The sequence below is a fragment of the Alloacidobacterium dinghuense genome (assembly GCF_014274465.1).
Taxonomy (GTDB): Bacteria; Acidobacteriota; Terriglobia; order Terriglobales; family Acidobacteriaceae; genus Alloacidobacterium; species Alloacidobacterium dinghuense.
In genome coordinates, this window is the sequence record NZ_CP060394.1 from 1,822,147 (window position 1) to 1,838,366 (window position 16,220).

Here is a 16,220-nt window from a genome sequence, read left to right on the forward strand (position 1 = left end):
ACCCCGTCAATCAATCGTGCCGGACAGTGGCCGGTGCGTTTCTGACAAAATTCACCGGCCAGAACATAACATTTTTTTAGGATGCCAGCTTTTGGTAAAGCAAGCCTCCCGTTTTTTCTCTGCGGATTTGTTCACGGATTCTAGCGAGACCGCCGTCGTCCGTCAAACGAGTGCGCAGAGTTTCTATCGGCTCACGCATTTGCAGCGAGAGCAATTCGAGTTCGCGATCCACTTCCGCATCTGTAACTTCGATTTTTTCCGCGTCGGCGATGCGGTCGAGCAGGAGCGAGCCCTTCACTTCGTTCAGGGCCGAGTCATGCTGCGCGTCGCGCAGACGATTGAAGTCGAGCTTGCGCATATCTTCTGTACGCATGCCCTGTTGCGCCAACGCGCGCAGGCCGCGGTCAAGACGCGCGTCAACCTGCTGCTGCACGAGCGATTCGGGAACAGGGAATTGATACTTCGCGATGAGGGCTTCGACGATCTTGTCGCGCGTCTCGCCCTCAAGCCTGCGCTTCTTGTCGCTTGCAAGATGATCCTTCAACTTCTGCTTGAAGTCTTCAATGCCTTCGTACTCGCCAAGTTCCTTGGCGAATTCGTCGGTCAACTCGGGCTGGATCTTTTTCTTGATGGCCTTGACTTCGACGTCATAGGAAATGGTCTTGCCGGCGAGGCGGCGCTCGCCGAAATCTTCCGGATAGCTGACTTCAAACTTCAGCTCCTGCCCGGGCTTGGATCCGCGCAATGCTTCATTGAAGGCAGGCAGGGTGTTCTGGCCGCCGACTTCGATCATAACGTCGTCGCCGGTGATGGGCTGCTGGGCGGCGGCTTCGGTGGTTTCGGCTTCATTACTTTCGTTTTTGATTTCGCCGCGGAAGGTGATTTGCGCCCAGTCGCCGTCGACGAGAGTGCGATCTTCGGCGACCGGCTCCATGGTGGAGCGGGAGTCGCGGACGCGATCAAGCTCGGCGTTCAACTCAGTGTCGGTGAGTTCGGTGTCCGGTTTCGCTACATGGACATCCTGATAGCCGTCAACGGAGATTTCCGGCAGGATTTCGAAGACAGCCTTGAACTTGAGCGGCTGTCCGTCTTCGAGATGAAGGTCGGTGACCTGCGGCTGCGAGATGGGCCTGAGTCCTGCCTTGTCGATGGCTTCACGGAAATGCGTCGGCAGGACTGTCTCGACGACATCCTGGCGAAGACCGTCGGCGAAGCGGGAGCGGATGAGCGACTCGGGCACCTTGCCTGCACGGAAGCCGGGGATGCGCGCCTGTTTCTGATAACGCCTGGTAACGGTGCGAAATGCCTTGGATACTTCGTCGGCTGCAACCTCGATTTGGACTTCGCGCGTGCATTCGGGGTTCAGGCTGGGGCCGTGGTGATGGGGCTCGTGATCGTGATCATGCGCGTGGCTGTGCTCGGTGCTCTCAGGAGCAGCGGCCTCGGGATTCGGAGTTGTTTCGATGGTGTCTGCTGAACTCAACGTAGTGCCTTCCAAATATCGTCGTTCAATGCAGAATGAGGGCAGGTTTCAGGGGAGATTGTCGCACCTAAGAGGATGCCCAGCGCGCAGCATAGAACGGTCTCTCATCTATGTTAAGTGCCTTATTGCATCCTTGCAAATGAAGCACCCTCAAGATGAAAGGGCTTGCCAGCGTGCTTCCTGCCGTCTTCTGAATTAAGCTGCGATACCTCGGCGAATCCGGATACTTATTGACTGATTGCTACGGCCTTTGTACGCCTACAGGCGCCGGCTGAGCGCATCCATTTGCGCATCAGGGTCTCGGTCATGGCTTTCACCTGATCCCGCACTTCTGCCTGATTTTCATTCAGATGCTTAGCCTGAATCGCATCCGCCTTCGTGTCCTCGATGAGCCTGATGACCAGTGCCCGTGCCAGAATCCAGGCCTCAGCCTCGTCTTTTGTTTGAGCCAAAGCATCTTCAAGAGCATCAGCGTCCCAAGGCACACAGACAGGCTTATCGTCCGCCCGTTTAATCATTTCGTTACCCTCTACTGTCATTTCGCGTATTCCTCCATGGTCGCGTGTATACGTCTGTTTACGGATTTCTCCCGTGAATCGCGAATACTGCCTCTAACAGCACGATGAGTTCCAAAACGGGCCAGAACGCGCTGTTGGCCTAAAGCGAGACGCAGATGGGTTTGGGGCTAGACTTCGACCGCTAATGGCTTCCGAACGTGGCTCACGAAGCGCTGATGCGCGGCGCCATAGACTTGAAAGTTGTTCCGGGCTTCGGCCAGGCTTAGCTCTCCGTTAACGGTGCCGCGCACAACATCGGCGTCGCTGTCGTCCTGGCCGTCGTCCTGCCACCAGCAGACGGGGCAGAGGCCGAGAGAGTCCGGAATGTCGAGTGTTTTGAAACCGCAGCAGAGGCAGCGCACACGCGCAAGTGTATCCATATGGTTTCAGACGCGATTTTTGGGCTGGAGTCGCGAAATTTTCGCGGTCGTAGCTTTCTGACTTGCCGAGATTTAGAGATCCCAGGTCTCAGAATCGAGACCTGGGGCACCCTGGCATGGGTACTATCCGCGCCATTTGTCAGACCTGCCATTTGCGAAGTCTCTGTCGATCCTCTTTAGATTTGCGCCATACAGCCATTGGTTGAAAGTAGTGGCGGCTGCATATAACAACAGTAAAAATATGCACATTGAGGTCACGCCAAGTACTCGTCCCCACGTCTCCCACAACCGATGTAGCGCCTGCCCTGGGAAAAAGAAAAACCAAGTCCCCACACTTATGACCAGTGCCAGCCCGAGATAACCGGTAGCGCGCCCCCATTTCTTGACCGTCTGATTGACTTCCCTCTGTGTCTGGCGATCCTCTTCATCTTCCGGCAGCCTCTGTCCTGTTCGGAGACTTTTGTCCTTCATAATCACCCTTCCGGCCAGCCCCGCTCGTCTAGGAACAGGGCTATCATTCCCTCGCCTGTGTTGTGTTTCTTATTGGCACTCAGACGTGCCAGTTGTATTGCCCTTACTAACCGTGGCACTCGTCGTCGCACAAGGTGGCGGCGGCGCGGGCGGATTGCCGAATAGATCCAAGAGCCAAAAAAAATCAATCGCCGTATGCGCAGGAGGCGTGCCGATTGCAGTTCCGACAACGATCTGAACTTCCTTGGCGACATTGCGTTGAAGAAGCTTCGCGTTGTATTTCTTCAGTTGCAGGTAGTGAAAGCCCTGTACCGTGGGGTGTAATCCCAGGTCTCAGAATCGAGACCTGGGGCACCCTGGCTTATTGTGCGGTTGATGGTAGTGGTGGCGGCACAAAGAGCGCGAGCTTGCACTTCCAGGTGACGGATTGGCCGGGCTTGAGGGTGACCATGCCGGTGTCCATACCATGCCATTCCTTGCCCCAGGGATCGGCGAAGTTGAACTGCTGCTCGATGGCGACGAAGCTCTTGTCAGGCGGCGCGTAGACCTGCACCGTCTTCATCTCAGGCGATTCACCTATAACGTTGATTCCGTATTTTGTTGCGGGATCGCTGAGGCCGACAACGATGTTGCCATCGGTGCGTTTCAGCCTGGAGAAGTTGTCGTCGAGGAACATGCTGCCGAGCGGCACGCCTTCGGGCTCATTGAAATCGTATTCGGTGTTTTTGACGGGAAGGAGCTTGCCGGTCGGAAAGACATCGTCGTAGTTGTTGACCTGCGCGTAGTCGTCTGCGGGAACATGCAGACGGGCCTGTGTGCGGTCTCCGCTGGGTAGGTTGAAGTATGGATGCCAGCCGATGGACATGGGCTCATCTTCATTGCCGACGTTCTTGGCGGTGATAGTGGCTTCGACTGCGTCTCCGCTGAGCGCGATGGAGAAGTTGAGGTCGGTTTGCGAGAGCCAGTAGCCGCCGAAGTTGCCTGCGTGGATGACGCCGGTGATGGTCTGGCCGTCGGCTGTGTTTTGCGTTTGCACGTCTTCGGCTTTGCTGGCGAGGATGAGGCCGTGGATAGCATGCTTGGGCGCGCCGGGCTTCTTGCCGGACCAGTTCGCGGGCAGGGTGAGAGTCTTGCCGTTCCATTCGGTGGTGAGGGTTTTGCCGTCAGCGGAGAGCTTGCCGATGATGCGATTCGGGTAGGGAACCAGGAAGGCTCCGCCGAAGGAGAAGCTGGCGTTGCCGTTTTGGTCGGCGGGGCCACCGTTGAGCTTGGCGGAGGCGTCTTCAATCGATGGGGAGGCGAAGACCTGGACTTCTCCTTTGCCGGGAATGTTGGCGGTGATCTGGAAGAGATTCATGCCGCGGCCCGGAAAGATGGTCGCCGTTAGAAACTCGGGCTTGGCGCCGTTGGATGTTGCGGTGCGTTGGAGCTTCACGACGTTTTCTCCGCCGATTTGAGTGGCTGCAGGCTGGGTTGCGGTTTCCTGCTGCGCAGTCGGGGCAGGCTTATTGCAGCCTGCTACCAAGAGCGACGCCGCTGCGGCAAGTGCCAGCACATAGCGTTCGAAGCGAACAAACATAAATAGAGACCTCATGCATGATGCGAATTGGGAAACGTTTGCTTCGTCAATACATTCAGGAAACAAAGCGCACTCATTCTACGCGATGTGAAGGACTGCTAGAAGCAGGTCTCAAAAACCCAAGCCTCGGCAAATGGCACGAACGAGACTCGCCGTTGATGCGGGGCTGACACCGTTTTGCTGGAGCTACAAAACGAGCTATTTGCGAATGTACGTGGGCGATATGAGTGGTATCGCCACATCGAGAGGTTTGCCATTGAAAATGAGGCTTCTTCGATTGATCTCCCTTCTGAAAGCAAAATCAAGATAGAGGTCCGGGGTAACCGGTGACTGAGTGAGGCCTGTAGCAGAACCGAGGTATAGCAGAGCATCCCCTGGAACCCCCGAGCCTTGAATTTTAACCAGGAGGAAGTTCGCCTTGTGGCCTTCTGTACCAAGCAGGCGACTTCGCCACGCTTGGAGGTTTTGCTCGAAGGTTTCGGAAGACGCGTGATCCGGGAAACCGGTATATGCAGTAACTACAAAGAACGATCTTGGGTAGCTCTCTTCGACCAGAGATTGCAACGAGTCCAAGCCAAGGAAATGGAACGACCCATAAATGACCAAGGCCTTCTTGCCTTTCGCAAGAATCTGAGTCTTGATAAGCTCTGCAGGATGCTGATCACGTTGTTGCGAGAGTGGCAGATCCGCTAGAGTTTTGATTGTCGACCAATCGACCGGTGGCTCGCCAAGCCACACGTGGATTCGCTCAGCTAGCGGCAACCCTTCATTGACTGCACGGACCTGCGCGAAAAAATAAGGATACCCAACACTCATAACTGTAGGATTCCAGCCCACGGTATCGGTCCATACCCTCCGCAACTGTTCATAGGGAATATCTTCACCGCCCGTATACCGATCAATTGTCTTTTGCTGAGCCGCGCCGCCAAATTCCACTACTACGTTGCCGACTTCCTTCGCGAATCTGGGATCCCGAATCAGATCGACATAAAAATCCTCTTCTTGGGAGAGCCCATGAGAATCACCGATGCCGATGACTGAATGAGTTTGAAACGCCGCAAAAATTCCGTCCGTAGCAGGCACAACTGACTGGTTTGGCGAGCCTGAAGTCTGGGATTGCTGGCATACGAGATTGCCGCAAAAGACACCCAAAAGCACACTCGTCAGGATCAACATACGTTTATTGGTCACAAAAGCCTCATACTGCCGAAAGAGAATTGACGGCCGGATTCGAGCACGAAGTGAGGCCGATAGTCATTCAAAAAATCGGACCTATGGACTATGAGCTGAAGACTGAGCAAGTCTCACAGACGAGACTGCCAGATCGAGAACAAGTGCGAGTTACTTACAGCGACCGCCTCGGTGAGAAAGACGTTTTTAGCGAAGAAAGTGCTCACACTCTTGCGATCTGTAGGATACTCAGCTAACACAGCAGGAATTAGAATCGGGATGTGCCCTCTCAACAACTATCTGGAAAAGATGCGCTGGCGGCGCTGAATGCGCGCATTGTTGTGTGCGAACGCTGTCCGCGGCTGCGAAGCTACTGCGCCGAGGTTGCGAAGAAGAAGCGCCGCGCGTACATGGACTGGGAATACTGGGGGAAACCGGTGCCGGCGTTTGGTGATGCAAGGGCGCGTGTGCTGATTCTGGGACTTGCGCCGGGCGCGCATGGATCGAATCGCACTGGAAGACCTTTTACCGGGGATGGCTCAGGGGATTTTCTGTATCCGGTGCTGTACGAGGCTGGATTTGCGTCGCAGCCGATTGCTACGTCGCGGGATGACGGGATGAAGTTGCGCGATGCGCTGATTACGAGCGTAGGGCGGTGTGCTCCTCCGGATAACAAGCCGCTGCCGGAAGAGCTGGTGAATTGCTCGTCGTTTCTCGATGAGGAGATTGCGCTGCTTACGCGGCTGCGTGTTGTTGTTTGCCTGGGAAAGATTGCCTTCGATGGATTTGTAGCGCACCTGATTCGCACAAAGCAGATTGAGAAGCGCGGCGCTCTGCAATTCGCGCATGGCGCAGAGTATGCAGCGCCGGGGAATCGGTGGCTGCTTGCGAGTTATCATCCTTCACTGCAGAACACCAATACGGGGAAGCTGACGAAGGCTATGTTTCTGGATATCTTCAGGCGCGCGCGAGAGCTGGCTGAAAGGAAATGAGCACGAGGCAGCAAAATGGTTGCTCGCTGTTTAAAAGATATACCTCGGCATCGTAGGCTTTGCGCGGGCATCTTTCGATCACAACGAACGCATCCCCCACTAGGGTGTAGAACTTCAAGTTCCGTGGAGGAATGAAATGTTGATCGATGTTCTGATTATTATTTTGCTGGTAATGCTGATTGGCGCCTTTCCGGCGTGGCCTTACAGCCGCAACTGGGGCTACTATCCGAGCGGCGGTTTGGGATTGATTCTGGTGATCGTGGTTGTGCTGTTACTGCTGCACGTTGTTTAACGTTCGCGCGCGAACGACAGCCTTATTTATTTCAGACCAAAAGTCCAGCTGAGCCCGGAGCTGCTTCCGTAGTCGCTTCCGGGCAGACCCGCCGGTGGACGATTGTCCCAGTTGCCATAGAACGAAGCATTCCAGGTTAGATTGCCAAGAATCTTGACGTAGTACGATGCGTTCGTGTTGAAACGGACACGGCCCGGATCGGAGAGCGCAGGCAGAAGAACGCCGTTTATGTCGAGGCTGGTTTTGCTGAATCTGAAAAACTTTGCGTCGGCGTAGATCAGTGCTGTTGCAATGCTTTGTTTTGTCCCAGCAGAAATCGTCTGCCCATAGGTTGTGTTTTGCCAGGCAGCGCCGCCGAGCAGGGCGATATGAGAACGGTTTGTATTTTTCACATAACGGCCGATCCCTCCGCCGACAGTGCTTTGCAGCGTGATTTGCTGTTCAGAGCTCTGCAGAAAGTCGCCGATGCCCGCATAGAACCAATTCTCCTTTGGCAGCAGGTGACCAGCGTAGAGGTTCAGTGAGTTGCGCGTCGACGTGGTCACGCCGGTGCTGGAGGAAAGGTTGGAACTGTAGTTGCTGGCGATGGTCCAACGTTCGCGCACATAGTTTACTTGCGAGCCCAGCGAAAACTGCGTGGATTCGTTGCCTTTTGAGTAGATCACCCCAAAACTTACTTCACCGTTAAATCGCTCCCAGAACCTGTCGGAGGTCGCAACCATTTGAACGACCTGTGCACGGTCGACAACGGCGGTTTCAGGCGCTGGGATCTCGACGACCTCAATCTTTGCCGGACGGTCCGCCGGTGATTCCGGAGTCTTGAGTGTTCCCGTGTAGGAGTCGCCCGCCTCTGTGCGCACGACGAATAACTGCGTGCTTTCGAGGCGCGCCACTTTTGACCAATCGACGGAAGTCGTGCCGTCGATGTAATCGAAGCTGACATAGAGCACTCCCGCGTCGAGGCCTTTGACTTCACATGTCATGCGGTCGCCATTCTTCATGACGAGAACATCTGTTTTGTCTCGTGCGAACAGCGGTGCAGTGAGAATGAAAAGCAGAGCGGAACTGACAACGTTCATCCAGGGATTCATGCTGGACCTCTCAACATTGCATTCGGTTCAAAGGAGAAGAGCTGATGGCCGATAGTCTTAGGGGATGTTCGAGTGTGAGAGCTACGAGAAAGCATCGTTGAGAAAAACTCCATATCGACGATTCCTTCCAGCCTGCACTTCAGTTCCCGCGTGCGAGAGGCAACATTCCGGGGGACGATTCACACAGACTTGCCGGCTCCGACAAAGACTTTAGTCTTTGTCGGAGGAATACTAATGGAGTTTTGATGGCCGCGAGAAATGTCTCGAAGTCGCTGGGGCTATTGCGGGCAGGACTGCAGGGCTGTCCGGAGCAATATCGAGCTTGCGAAGCGCGGGACGCATGGAGGCATCGCGGTCAAGTTCGCCACTGACGCAGCCCGTTCGCGATCTGCCATGAAGAGAAGCAGAGTCAAGGGTTGCTAACACGCGTGCTTACTGTCCTGCGACTTGCTGTCGAGTCATCGTAGCAATCACTTCTGAAGAAACGCGCAGCAGGTCGTCCGCCTTTAACCGCGCGAATAGATCCAGTGCGCGAGCGATCAGTCCGGTCCACCCTGTTTGATGGCTGGCGCCCAGCCCGGCGCCGTTGTCTCCATGGAAGAACTCGTAGAAGAGGATGTAATCGCGCCAGTGAGGATCATCCTGGAACTTCTTCGTACCTCCATAGACCGGTCGTTGGCCGTTGGCGTCGCGCAGAAAGATGCTTGCGTTGCGGCGGCCGATTTCCTTTGCCACTTCAAACAGGGTCATGTGATTGCCCGAGCCGGTTGGGCACTCAACTTTGAAGTCTGGGCCATAGAACGGATACATCTGAAGCAACGCGCGGATGATCAGCCCGTTCACCGGCATCCAGATCGGTCCGCGCCAGTTGGAGTTGCCGCCAAACATGCCTGTGTTCGATTCAGCGGGAAGATACTGGACTTTGTACTCCTGTCCGCCCAGATAGAACACAAAGGGATGCTCCAGGTGATATTTCGACAAGGAGCGGATACCGTAAGGGCTGAGGAATTCGTTCTCGTCGAGCATGTACTTCAGAACGCTCTTCAGTTTTGGCCTGTTGCAAGTCGTCAGAAGCCTGCGCCCCATGTAGCCGCCTTTTTCGAGGTTTTCAGCAGACGAGATCTTTTGAATCACCTCGGGATGGCGTTTACGGAACAAATTGACCAGTTCGACGATCCGCGGATGTCTGTCAAGACTAGCCGGGTCAACTACTGTGGTCGCGCATAGCGGGAGCAGTCCTACCATCGAGCGGATTCTCAGGCGCATGCTGTCGCCGTTCGGGAAATGGAGCAGATCGTAGAAGAAGCCGTCCTGTTCATCCCACATCTCATCGTGACAATCGCCCATACGGTCCATAGCATAGGCAATCCACGCGAAATGCTCGATGAAACGGTAGGCGATATCCTCATACATCGTGTCGTAGTCGCAAAGAATGAGCGCAATCTCCAGCATGCATTGACAATAGAAAGCCATCCACGCGGTGCCGTCAGCCTGATCGAGGTGGCCGCCGGTCGGGAGCGGCGCGCTGCGATCGAAGACGCCGATGTTGTCCAGTCCGAGGAATCCGCCGGCAAACACATTGCGCCCCGATGGATCTTTGCGGTTGACCCACCAGTTGAAATTCAGCATCAGGCCCTGGAAGGATCGCTCCAGAAAGCGGACGTCGGAACGGCCCAGCTCCGATTCAATTCTGTAAAGAAACAACGTCGCCCAGGCGTGTACCGGAGGGTTCACGTCGCCGAAGTTCCATTCATAGGCAGGGATCTGCCCATTCGGATGGGCGTAAAGATTCCTGAGCATCAGCAACAGTTGATCTTTTGCAAAGTCAAAATCAACCATCGAGAGGGCGATGGTGTGAAAAGCCAGATCCCATGCCGCGTACCAGGGATACTCCCACTTGTCGGGCATGGAGATGACGTCGCTGTTGAGCATGTGAAACCAATCTGTGTTGCGAGCACCCCCCTGGCCGGACCCTACCATGGGGTGAGAGTCGTGCTCTGTGAGCCATCGATCAAGATCGAAATAGTAATACTGCTTGGACCACAACATCCCGGCGAGCGCCTGGCGGTGAACGCGACGCTCATCTTCGCTTAGGTTCTTCGGGGTAATGCGGTCGTAAAACTCGTTCGCATCCGCGAGTCGGCTATTGAAGACCTGATCGAATTTGCCAAACCCATCGGCTGCCCCCTTAGTGCTCAGCCGCAACCGCACAACCTTGCTTCCCCCCGCTGGAACATCAAGCATGTAGCGCGCTGCGGCTTTCGTTCCTTTTTTCTGCGGGTTGACAGCATCGCTCGCGCCGGAGATTACGTATTGATGGAAGGAGTCTTTCACATATGGCGATGGATTGTGTTGTCCCCAAAGGCGGTAGCCATTCGATTCATTTTCAGTAAAGAGCAGCTCCTTCGCGCCCTCGCACTGTAACGTGTAATCACCAAGCTGGGGATGAGAAGCGTGAATCTTCTCTGCGTCGATTTGGCCCAGTATAGGTTTCGGCTCATCGTCGCCCCAAGACCAGGTGTTGCGGAACCAAAGCGTTGGAAGCACCTCGATCTCGGCGGCCTCAGGGCCGCGATTGTGGACGGAGATTTTGATGAGCGTGTCCTCCGGATCAGCCTTGGCATATTCCACGAAAACATCGAAGTAGCGGTCGTCATCAAAAATGCCGGTATCGAGAAGTTCGTACTCAAACTCTTCGCGCGAACGGTGTTTGTTGGTTTCGAGAAGATCGCGGTAGGGGTACTCGGCCTGAGGGTATTTGTACAGATACTTCATGTACGAGTGTGTCGGCGTGCTGTCGACGTAGAAGTAGTATTCCTTTACGTCTTCGCCGTGGTTGGACTCGCTGTTGGTGAGCCCGAACATACGTTCTTTCAAAATGGGGTCGCGACCGTTCCAGAGTGCAACGCAGAAGCAGAGCAGTTGCTTGTCGTCACAATATCCGGCCAAGCCATCTTCGCCCCAGCGATAGGCCCGCGATCGAGACTGATCATGGGTGAAGTAGTCCCAGGCATTGCCGTCCTTGCTGTAGTCCTCGCGTACGGTACCCCACTGGCGCTCGCTGAGGTAGGGTCCCCATTTCTTCCAGGGAACGTTTTTCTCACGAGCTTCATTGAGCCGCTTCTGCTCTGTAACTTCAACGTATGACAACGGCGTGTGCTTTTCCTGGGATTTCATATTTCTCTCCTTCCCGCATATCTTGCGCTTGAAGAGTTGCAGGCCAGAATGTAACAGGACTGGAACGAGATCAGTTGGCGCCGCTCTTCCTGCAGCCGAGGAATCCAGAACATGTTAGAAACTTATGGTCGCGCGTCAAACTGGCAATATTGACAGGTCTTTTATCCTGCCTTTTCTTTACCAGCGAATCGAAGATAGGCCGCCACTCTTAGAAAGTTGATGAAAACTGCGAGAATATTCCGCGCCTAACTTGTGCTGAGCTGAGGATTGAATGCGTCGATGACGCGATTGCGGCCTGTGCGCTTTGCTTCATAGAGTGCGCGGTCGGCGGCTTCCATGAGGATGTTTGGGTCTGATCCTGGTTCGGGGACAAGCGTAGCGCAGCCAACGCTGACTGTTACGAAGCTGTGCTGGCTTCCGGCGTGTTCTGTTCCCAGGGCTTCAACTGCCTGGCGGAGACGCTGCGCCAGCTCATAGGCTCCGGCGCGGTCGGTGTCGGGAAGTACGATGGCGAATTCTTCGCCGCCAAAGCGGGCTACGGTGTCTCCAGAGCGGCGAAATACCTGGCGCGCGGTCTCGGCGATCTGACGCAGGCAGTCATCGCCGCGGAGATGACCGTACAGATCGTTGAAGAGCTTGAAGTGGTCGACGTCGAATAAGAGCAGCGAGATGGGTGACGCGGTGCGGATGGCTCGATGCCAGTCGTGCTCGAGCGCCTCGTTAAGATGCCTGCGATTGGCGGTTCCGGTGAGCGCGTCGACGGAGGCCAGTGCTTCGAGCGCGAGGTAGGCGTCCTGCAATCGTTCTTCGGCGGCCTTGCGTTCGGCAATATTGCGCACAACATTTACATAGCCGATGGGGCCTCCGGTAATCCGGTCGCAGTAAAGGCTGATGTTGGCTTCCATCCACAGATAGGCGCCATCTTTTTTCTGGCAACGGTAGGTCAGAGACTTTGCCGGCTCTCCGCTCTTGAGGGCGTCGAGCGTCGCGGTCATGGCGGGCACGTCGTCGGGGTGGACGATGCTGTCCTGATAGGTGGTGCCCACCAACTCTTTGGGATCCCAGCCCATCATCCATTGCACAGCGGGGGAGATGTATTCGCGGCGGTGTTTGAGATCGGTGAGGACGATGATGTCGCGCGAGTTTTCTGCGAGGAGGCGATAGAGTTGCTCGCTCTTTCGCGCCGCCTGTTCGAGCAGCCGTCGCTCATTGAGAACGACTGATACGAGAGATACGCAGAGAACAGCACTGGCAAGCAGCACCTGAATCAGAAAGACCTGACGCTCCCAGCGGGCGTCCTGAATCATCGCCATCGGGCCCCGGCCATGGGCGGTGAAGATGACGGAGAAAACGGCGATGATACAGATACCCAGGATGCCTGCGTTCATGCCGAGCCGTACAACGATCAAGAGCAGCGGAGGAAAGAGAATGAAAAACAACGGAAAGCTGGTGTTGTGGAAGACAGCATAGGTGCAGATGAACATCAGCGACAACAGCCCTACGACTTCAGGAAACTGATTGCGGTCGAGCAGCGCGTAGCCGTCATTGTTGAAGAAAGAAAGAATGATGGGCGTAACAATGATGGCGCCGAGAGCATTGGACAAAAACCAGTGCACACCGAAATTTGACGGTACCCCCACATAAAAGAGCCGGTAGACGGGTGCGGCGCATACGGCAGAGATTGCCGGTGCAAGAAGGGCGCCTACCAGGCACAAGCGCGCAAGTTCGCGGGGACGGGAGAAGCGAATCGCATGTTCCGCGGTCTTGGCGAATGGATAGGCTGAAATCGCGGTTTCGAGAATGTCGCAGCCGGAGAGGGCAAAACTGACGGGAAGGGAATCACGCCCGTGGATGTGTGCTGCGACGTTTGCCGCATATCCGACGATGAAGATCAGGGGCCATCGCTCGCGCCTGTTCAGCAGAAGAACGGAAAGCAGAATGGCATTCGACCACCAGAACGCAGCTTCGCCATCGGAGCCCATGTCCGTCAGGATGCTGAGACGGGCGGTCAGGAAAACTGCGCAAAAGAGGACAACAAGAACCAGCAGATATTTCGCATCAACGGACCAGTTTTTACCGCTACGCAGACGATTCATAGTCGCCTTCTAATGAACTAATGGCAGCGCAAAAAAACAGTCTTTCGGGGAAAAGACTCCGGCTGGAGCGGGTACGTACGGGAGCCGGAATAAGCTTAGGCTACCTGATTTGTGTGAGATTGGGTATCCAGGAAATGTTGCCAGACGACTCGATATTCATTTGAAGCGTACCTTGCTCGCCCTGCTGCAGGTCGGGACCGGAAGCGGTGTGCGCCTTGCCGGAAGCGTCTGTGAACTGGAGCTTGATGGGGCCCCCGCCCTGAATCTTGAAGCGATAGTGGAACTGAGCCCCGGGAGCCAGCGCGCCCACGCCAAAGCTGGCGCTCGGATAATCGACTTCGATCAGAGTGACGGGCGCTGCGCTGTTGTTTGTGATTGTCGCGGATACAAATGCCGAGCGGCATCCGGTAAATGTGAGTGAAAAAAGAAGAACCGCAGCGAAAGCCTTCCTCATAGGATCGTTTTTCGTTCCAGAATCCGCGCGGTGAGCACTACGCCGGTCGCGTTGGTATGCAGGGTGATGGGGAAAACGAGCACGTTCCACACCCACGCTTCGCCTTTGCGGGGAAGGTTCAGCAGCCCGCGATAGGTGCGATCGATGTAGGTTTCACGCGCGACGGCAACGGTGCGGAGGATCTCGCGCCAATCCTGTGCCAAATCAGGCATTTCGTCGAACATGTTGCGGCCGAGGAACCACTCGCGGGGACGCTCCAGCAGGCGGGCGCAGGTTTCATTCACGTACTGCCAGTTGCCTTCGACGTCGAGGATTTCGAGCACTGAGTCATCGCCGATTGCCATGTTGATGCGCGAGTAGAAAAAATCGCGCGCGTCGACAACGACGGGCTTGCCGCGCCGTTTGGCCTCGAAGGAGCGAAGCGCGGTGACCAGATCATCGATGGAACTGTAGCCCTTGAGCAGATGCATGTCTTCCGAGCCGCCGAAGCGCCGTTCGAGGGTCGCGGACAGGATGATGATGGGAACTTCCGGGCGCTGCTTGCGCAACTTGTCGGCCACGTCGGTGCCGAACTGTCCGGCGCCGAGATGATAGTCGAGCACGGCGATGTCGATTTCATCGAGAAGCGCCTCGGCCTCTTCAACGGTGGTCGCGGTCTCTGTGAGATAGCCGTATTTACGGAGGATTGTGGATCGCAGCAGGAGATTCTCCGGATGATCATCGAGAAGCAGCACACGAATGGGTTCAACCAGCGCCTGTGCGCTTTTCTCGGATTCCCGGCCTGTTTCGTTTTCCATGTTCTTTCTGAGATGCAGGTCTAAGTTGTTACGCTGCTATTCGCTTTCGGTTTTCCGCTTTCGCTCGAACTGCTTCAGCATCTCAGGCAGACGCGGCATGATGGCGCAGACGCGAAGCCACTGCCGGTTGTCGTATGCCGGAGATCCGCTGATGATTTTTCCAGCCTCGATATTGCCCCCGACGCCTGACTGGGCGGTTACGATGACGCGGTCACCGATATGACAGTGGCCGGCAACTCCGACCTGTCCGGCGAGAATGGCATTGTCGCCGATGTGTGTGGAACCGGCAAGCCCTACTTGCGCACAGAGCAGAGTATTCTCGCCGACGGAGGAGCCGTGACCGACCTGGACAAGGTTATCGATCTTAGCTCCGCGCCCGATGCGTGTCTCTCCGACGCTGGCGCGGTCGATGCAGGAATTCGCCTGTATTTCGACGTCGTCTTCGATGATGGCGGGGCCTGACTGGACGATCTTGTGCCACCTTCCGGCATCATCTTTGGCAAAGCCGTAGCCGTCGGAACCGACGACGACGCCATTTTGCAGTACGACGTTGTTTCCTACGCGGCAATCCTCGCGGACTACGGAGTGGGCGTGGGCGAAGAAATGGTCGCCAATCCGGACATTCGGGTAGATGACAACGTGCGGGAGGATGGTGGCGTGATTTCCGATGACACAGTTTTCACTGACGACCACGTAAGCGCCGATGGATGCTCCCTTGCCGATTCTGGCTGTGGGGTGGATGACTGCGGTCGCGTGAATTTCCGACGGGTAGACGGGAGCCGGGTGAAATATCTCAATGGCACGCGCGAATGCCAGGTAAGGATTCTTGATGCGCAGGGTAGAGGCGGTGATTTCCGGAAAATCAGGGGCGACGAGGACAGCGCCCGCGGTCGTTTTTTTAGCGAGAACGGCGTACTTGGGGTTGGCTACAAACGTAACCTGACCCGGGCCTGCTTCTTCAATGCCGGCAACTCCGGTAATCTCTGCGTCTGGCAAACCGTGGCACTCGGCGCCAAGGCGCTGCGCAAGTTCCGCTAACCTCATGCGGCGATTGTACCTGTATCAGGGAGCGAGAGATGGAGGAGTCTGGTTCGGGCCCTAATTTCGAGCCAAGGGAAAGAGAGTTTCCTGCTGCGCTTCTTCGGGCTTGGCTGGCATGGAAGGCTTCTTTTTCGCCGTGGCGCCGATGACGGCGACAACTTCAAGCTCGGCGACCGATGTACGGGGCAGCCAGACTCGCTGGGTATTGCTGCGCGTATCGGGAGGGGTGAGGAAAAAGCCGTCGGCATCGAGCAGGCTGATATTGTTCTCGGCCAATCCTTCCAGCGAGTCGCCGTCCCGGAGTTGGAGGCGGAGCCAGAGACCGTCTCCGCGGGGCCGTCCGGCATAGTTCTTACGGACGAACTTCTCAGGGTTATCCATCTCCCCCGAGTTAAAGTCACGCACGAAGCATACCCACTTAACGTCTTGAAGCGGAACGGCTAATACTTTTCCGCTCAAATCGAGGACTTCCAAAGCACCCTGATGAATGAAGTTCGCGCTGGCGACGTAGCCGGAGACCCAATCACGGGTGAACTTGCGGATGATCGCTTTTTTGCGGCTTGAGCTCATGGTTGAGGACGACGCAGGCCAATTGTCGCACGCGGGAAAACCGATTCGCAGCGAAAATTGTGCAAACCGG

15 protein-coding genes are annotated in these 16,220 nt (G+C 55.8%); 2 read left to right on the top strand and 13 right to left on the bottom strand.

Annotated elements, in window-relative coordinates; all coding sequences use genetic code 11:
• Window positions 1–76: 76 nt before the first annotated feature.
• The 6 genes from tig to H7849_RS07370 form a co-directional block, all read right to left on the bottom strand.
• Entirely contained in the window at window positions 77–1,483 is a 1,407-nt protein-coding gene (tig, locus tag H7849_RS07345) for a trigger factor (protein ID WP_186745331.1), read from the bottom strand.
• A 227-nt stretch (window positions 1,484–1,710) separates the two neighbouring features.
• A complete protein-coding gene (locus H7849_RS07350; protein WP_186745333.1) occupies window positions 1,711–2,022 on the bottom strand; it encodes a hypothetical protein in 312 nt (103 codons plus the stop codon).
• Window positions 2,023–2,168: 146 nt separating this feature from the next.
• Window positions 2,169–2,420 carry a CPCC family cysteine-rich protein gene (locus H7849_RS07355; protein ID WP_186745335.1) on the bottom strand — a complete coding sequence of 84 codons (252 nt, stop codon included), beginning with the start codon at window positions 2,418–2,420 and terminating at the stop codon, window positions 2,169–2,171.
• Window positions 2,421–2,543: 123 nt separating this feature from the next.
• Window positions 2,544–2,891: a hypothetical protein gene (locus H7849_RS07360; protein WP_186745337.1), complete on the bottom strand. Its 348-nt coding sequence runs from the start codon at window positions 2,889–2,891 to the stop codon at window positions 2,544–2,546.
• 361 nt (window positions 2,892–3,252) lie between these two features.
• Entirely contained in the window at window positions 3,253–4,470 is a 1,218-nt protein-coding gene (locus H7849_RS07365; protein WP_186745339.1) for an aldose 1-epimerase, read from the bottom strand.
• Window positions 4,471–4,668: 198 nt separating this feature from the next.
• Window positions 4,669–5,406 (bottom strand): hypothetical protein, encoded by a 738-nt coding sequence (locus H7849_RS07370; RefSeq protein WP_186745341.1) that lies wholly within the window; start codon window positions 5,404–5,406, stop codon window positions 4,669–4,671.
• Window positions 5,407–5,921: 515 nt separating this feature from the next.
• Between H7849_RS07370 and H7849_RS07375 the strand changes: the two genes are divergently transcribed.
• Window positions 5,922–6,632 carry a uracil-DNA glycosylase gene (locus H7849_RS07375; RefSeq protein ID WP_285288936.1) on the top strand — a complete coding sequence of 237 codons (711 nt, stop codon included), beginning with the start codon at window positions 5,922–5,924 and terminating at the stop codon, window positions 6,630–6,632.
• A gap of 136 nt (window positions 6,633–6,768) precedes the next feature.
• Window positions 6,769–6,924, top strand: a complete 156-nt coding sequence (locus tag H7849_RS07380; protein WP_186745343.1) for a DUF3309 domain-containing protein — start codon at window positions 6,769–6,771, stop codon at window positions 6,922–6,924.
• Between the two features lie 26 nt (window positions 6,925–6,950).
• Here H7849_RS07380 and H7849_RS07385 read toward each other — a convergent pair whose 3' ends face one another.
• The 7 genes from H7849_RS07385 to H7849_RS07415 form a co-directional block, all read right to left on the bottom strand.
• Complete coding sequence (locus tag H7849_RS07385) at window positions 6,951–8,015, bottom strand: DUF481 domain-containing protein (protein ID WP_186745345.1); 1,065 nt, start codon at window positions 8,013–8,015, stop codon at window positions 6,951–6,953.
• A gap of 432 nt (window positions 8,016–8,447) precedes the next feature.
• Window positions 8,448–11,192, bottom strand: a complete 2,745-nt coding sequence (locus H7849_RS07390) for an MGH1-like glycoside hydrolase domain-containing protein (RefSeq protein ID WP_186745346.1) — start codon at window positions 11,190–11,192, stop codon at window positions 8,448–8,450.
• 245 nt (window positions 11,193–11,437) lie between these two features.
• Window positions 11,438–13,288 carry a sensor domain-containing diguanylate cyclase gene (locus H7849_RS07395; RefSeq protein ID WP_186745348.1) on the bottom strand — a complete coding sequence of 617 codons (1,851 nt, stop codon included), beginning with the start codon at window positions 13,286–13,288 and terminating at the stop codon, window positions 11,438–11,440.
• A gap of 100 nt (window positions 13,289–13,388) precedes the next feature.
• Window positions 13,389–13,742: a hypothetical protein gene (locus tag H7849_RS07400; protein ID WP_186745350.1), complete on the bottom strand. Its 354-nt coding sequence runs from the start codon at window positions 13,740–13,742 to the stop codon at window positions 13,389–13,391.
• Window positions 13,739–14,539 (bottom strand): response regulator, encoded by an 801-nt coding sequence (locus tag H7849_RS07405; RefSeq protein WP_186745352.1) that lies wholly within the window; start codon window positions 14,537–14,539, stop codon window positions 13,739–13,741. Before H7849_RS07405 ends, H7849_RS07400 begins: the two co-directional genes overlap by 4 nt.
• 36 nt (window positions 14,540–14,575) lie before the next feature.
• Window positions 14,576–15,583 carry a UDP-3-O-(3-hydroxymyristoyl)glucosamine N-acyltransferase gene (gene lpxD / locus H7849_RS07410; protein ID WP_186745354.1) on the bottom strand — a complete coding sequence of 336 codons (1,008 nt, stop codon included), beginning with the start codon at window positions 15,581–15,583 and terminating at the stop codon, window positions 14,576–14,578.
• Window positions 15,584–15,637: 54 nt separating this feature from the next.
• Window positions 15,638–16,150 carry a DUF6982 domain-containing protein gene (locus H7849_RS07415; protein WP_186745356.1) on the bottom strand — a complete coding sequence of 171 codons (513 nt, stop codon included), beginning with the start codon at window positions 16,148–16,150 and terminating at the stop codon, window positions 15,638–15,640.
• Window positions 16,151–16,220: the final 70 nt, after the last annotated feature.

What these genes read in the sequence shown, in the direction of transcription:
- H7849_RS07350 (WP_186745333.1), bottom strand. Translation starts at nt 2,022, where the DNA reads ATGACAGTAGAGGGTAACGAAATGATTAAACGGGCGGACGATAAGCCT.
- H7849_RS07355 (WP_186745335.1), bottom strand. Translation starts at nt 2,420, where the DNA reads ATGGATACACTTGCGCGTGTGCGCTGCCTCTGCTGCGGTTTCAAAACA.
- H7849_RS07360 (WP_186745337.1), bottom strand. Translation starts at nt 2,891, where the DNA reads ATGAAGGACAAAAGTCTCCGAACAGGACAGAGGCTGCCGGAAGATGAA.
- H7849_RS07365 (WP_186745339.1), bottom strand. Translation starts at nt 4,470, where the DNA reads ATGTTTGTTCGCTTCGAACGCTATGTGCTGGCACTTGCCGCAGCGGCG.
- H7849_RS07380 (WP_186745343.1), top strand. Translation starts at nt 6,769, where the DNA reads ATGTTGATCGATGTTCTGATTATTATTTTGCTGGTAATGCTGATTGGC.
- H7849_RS07385 (WP_186745345.1), bottom strand. Translation starts at nt 8,015, where the DNA reads ATGAATCCCTGGATGAACGTTGTCAGTTCCGCTCTGCTTTTCATTCTC.
- H7849_RS07390 (WP_186745346.1), bottom strand. Translation starts at nt 11,192, where the DNA reads ATGAAATCCCAGGAAAAGCACACGCCGTTGTCATACGTTGAAGTTACA.
- H7849_RS07395 (WP_186745348.1), bottom strand. Translation starts at nt 13,288, where the DNA reads ATGAATCGTCTGCGTAGCGGTAAAAACTGGTCCGTTGATGCGAAATAT.
- H7849_RS07400 (WP_186745350.1), bottom strand. Translation starts at nt 13,742, where the DNA reads ATGAGGAAGGCTTTCGCTGCGGTTCTTCTTTTTTCACTCACATTTACC.
- H7849_RS07405 (WP_186745352.1), bottom strand. Translation starts at nt 14,539, where the DNA reads ATGGAAAACGAAACAGGCCGGGAATCCGAGAAAAGCGCACAGGCGCTG.
- lpxD (WP_186745354.1), bottom strand. Translation starts at nt 15,583, where the DNA reads ATGAGGTTAGCGGAACTTGCGCAGCGCCTTGGCGCCGAGTGCCACGGT.
- H7849_RS07415 (WP_186745356.1), bottom strand. Translation starts at nt 16,150, where the DNA reads ATGAGCTCAAGCCGCAAAAAAGCGATCATCCGCAAGTTCACCCGTGAT.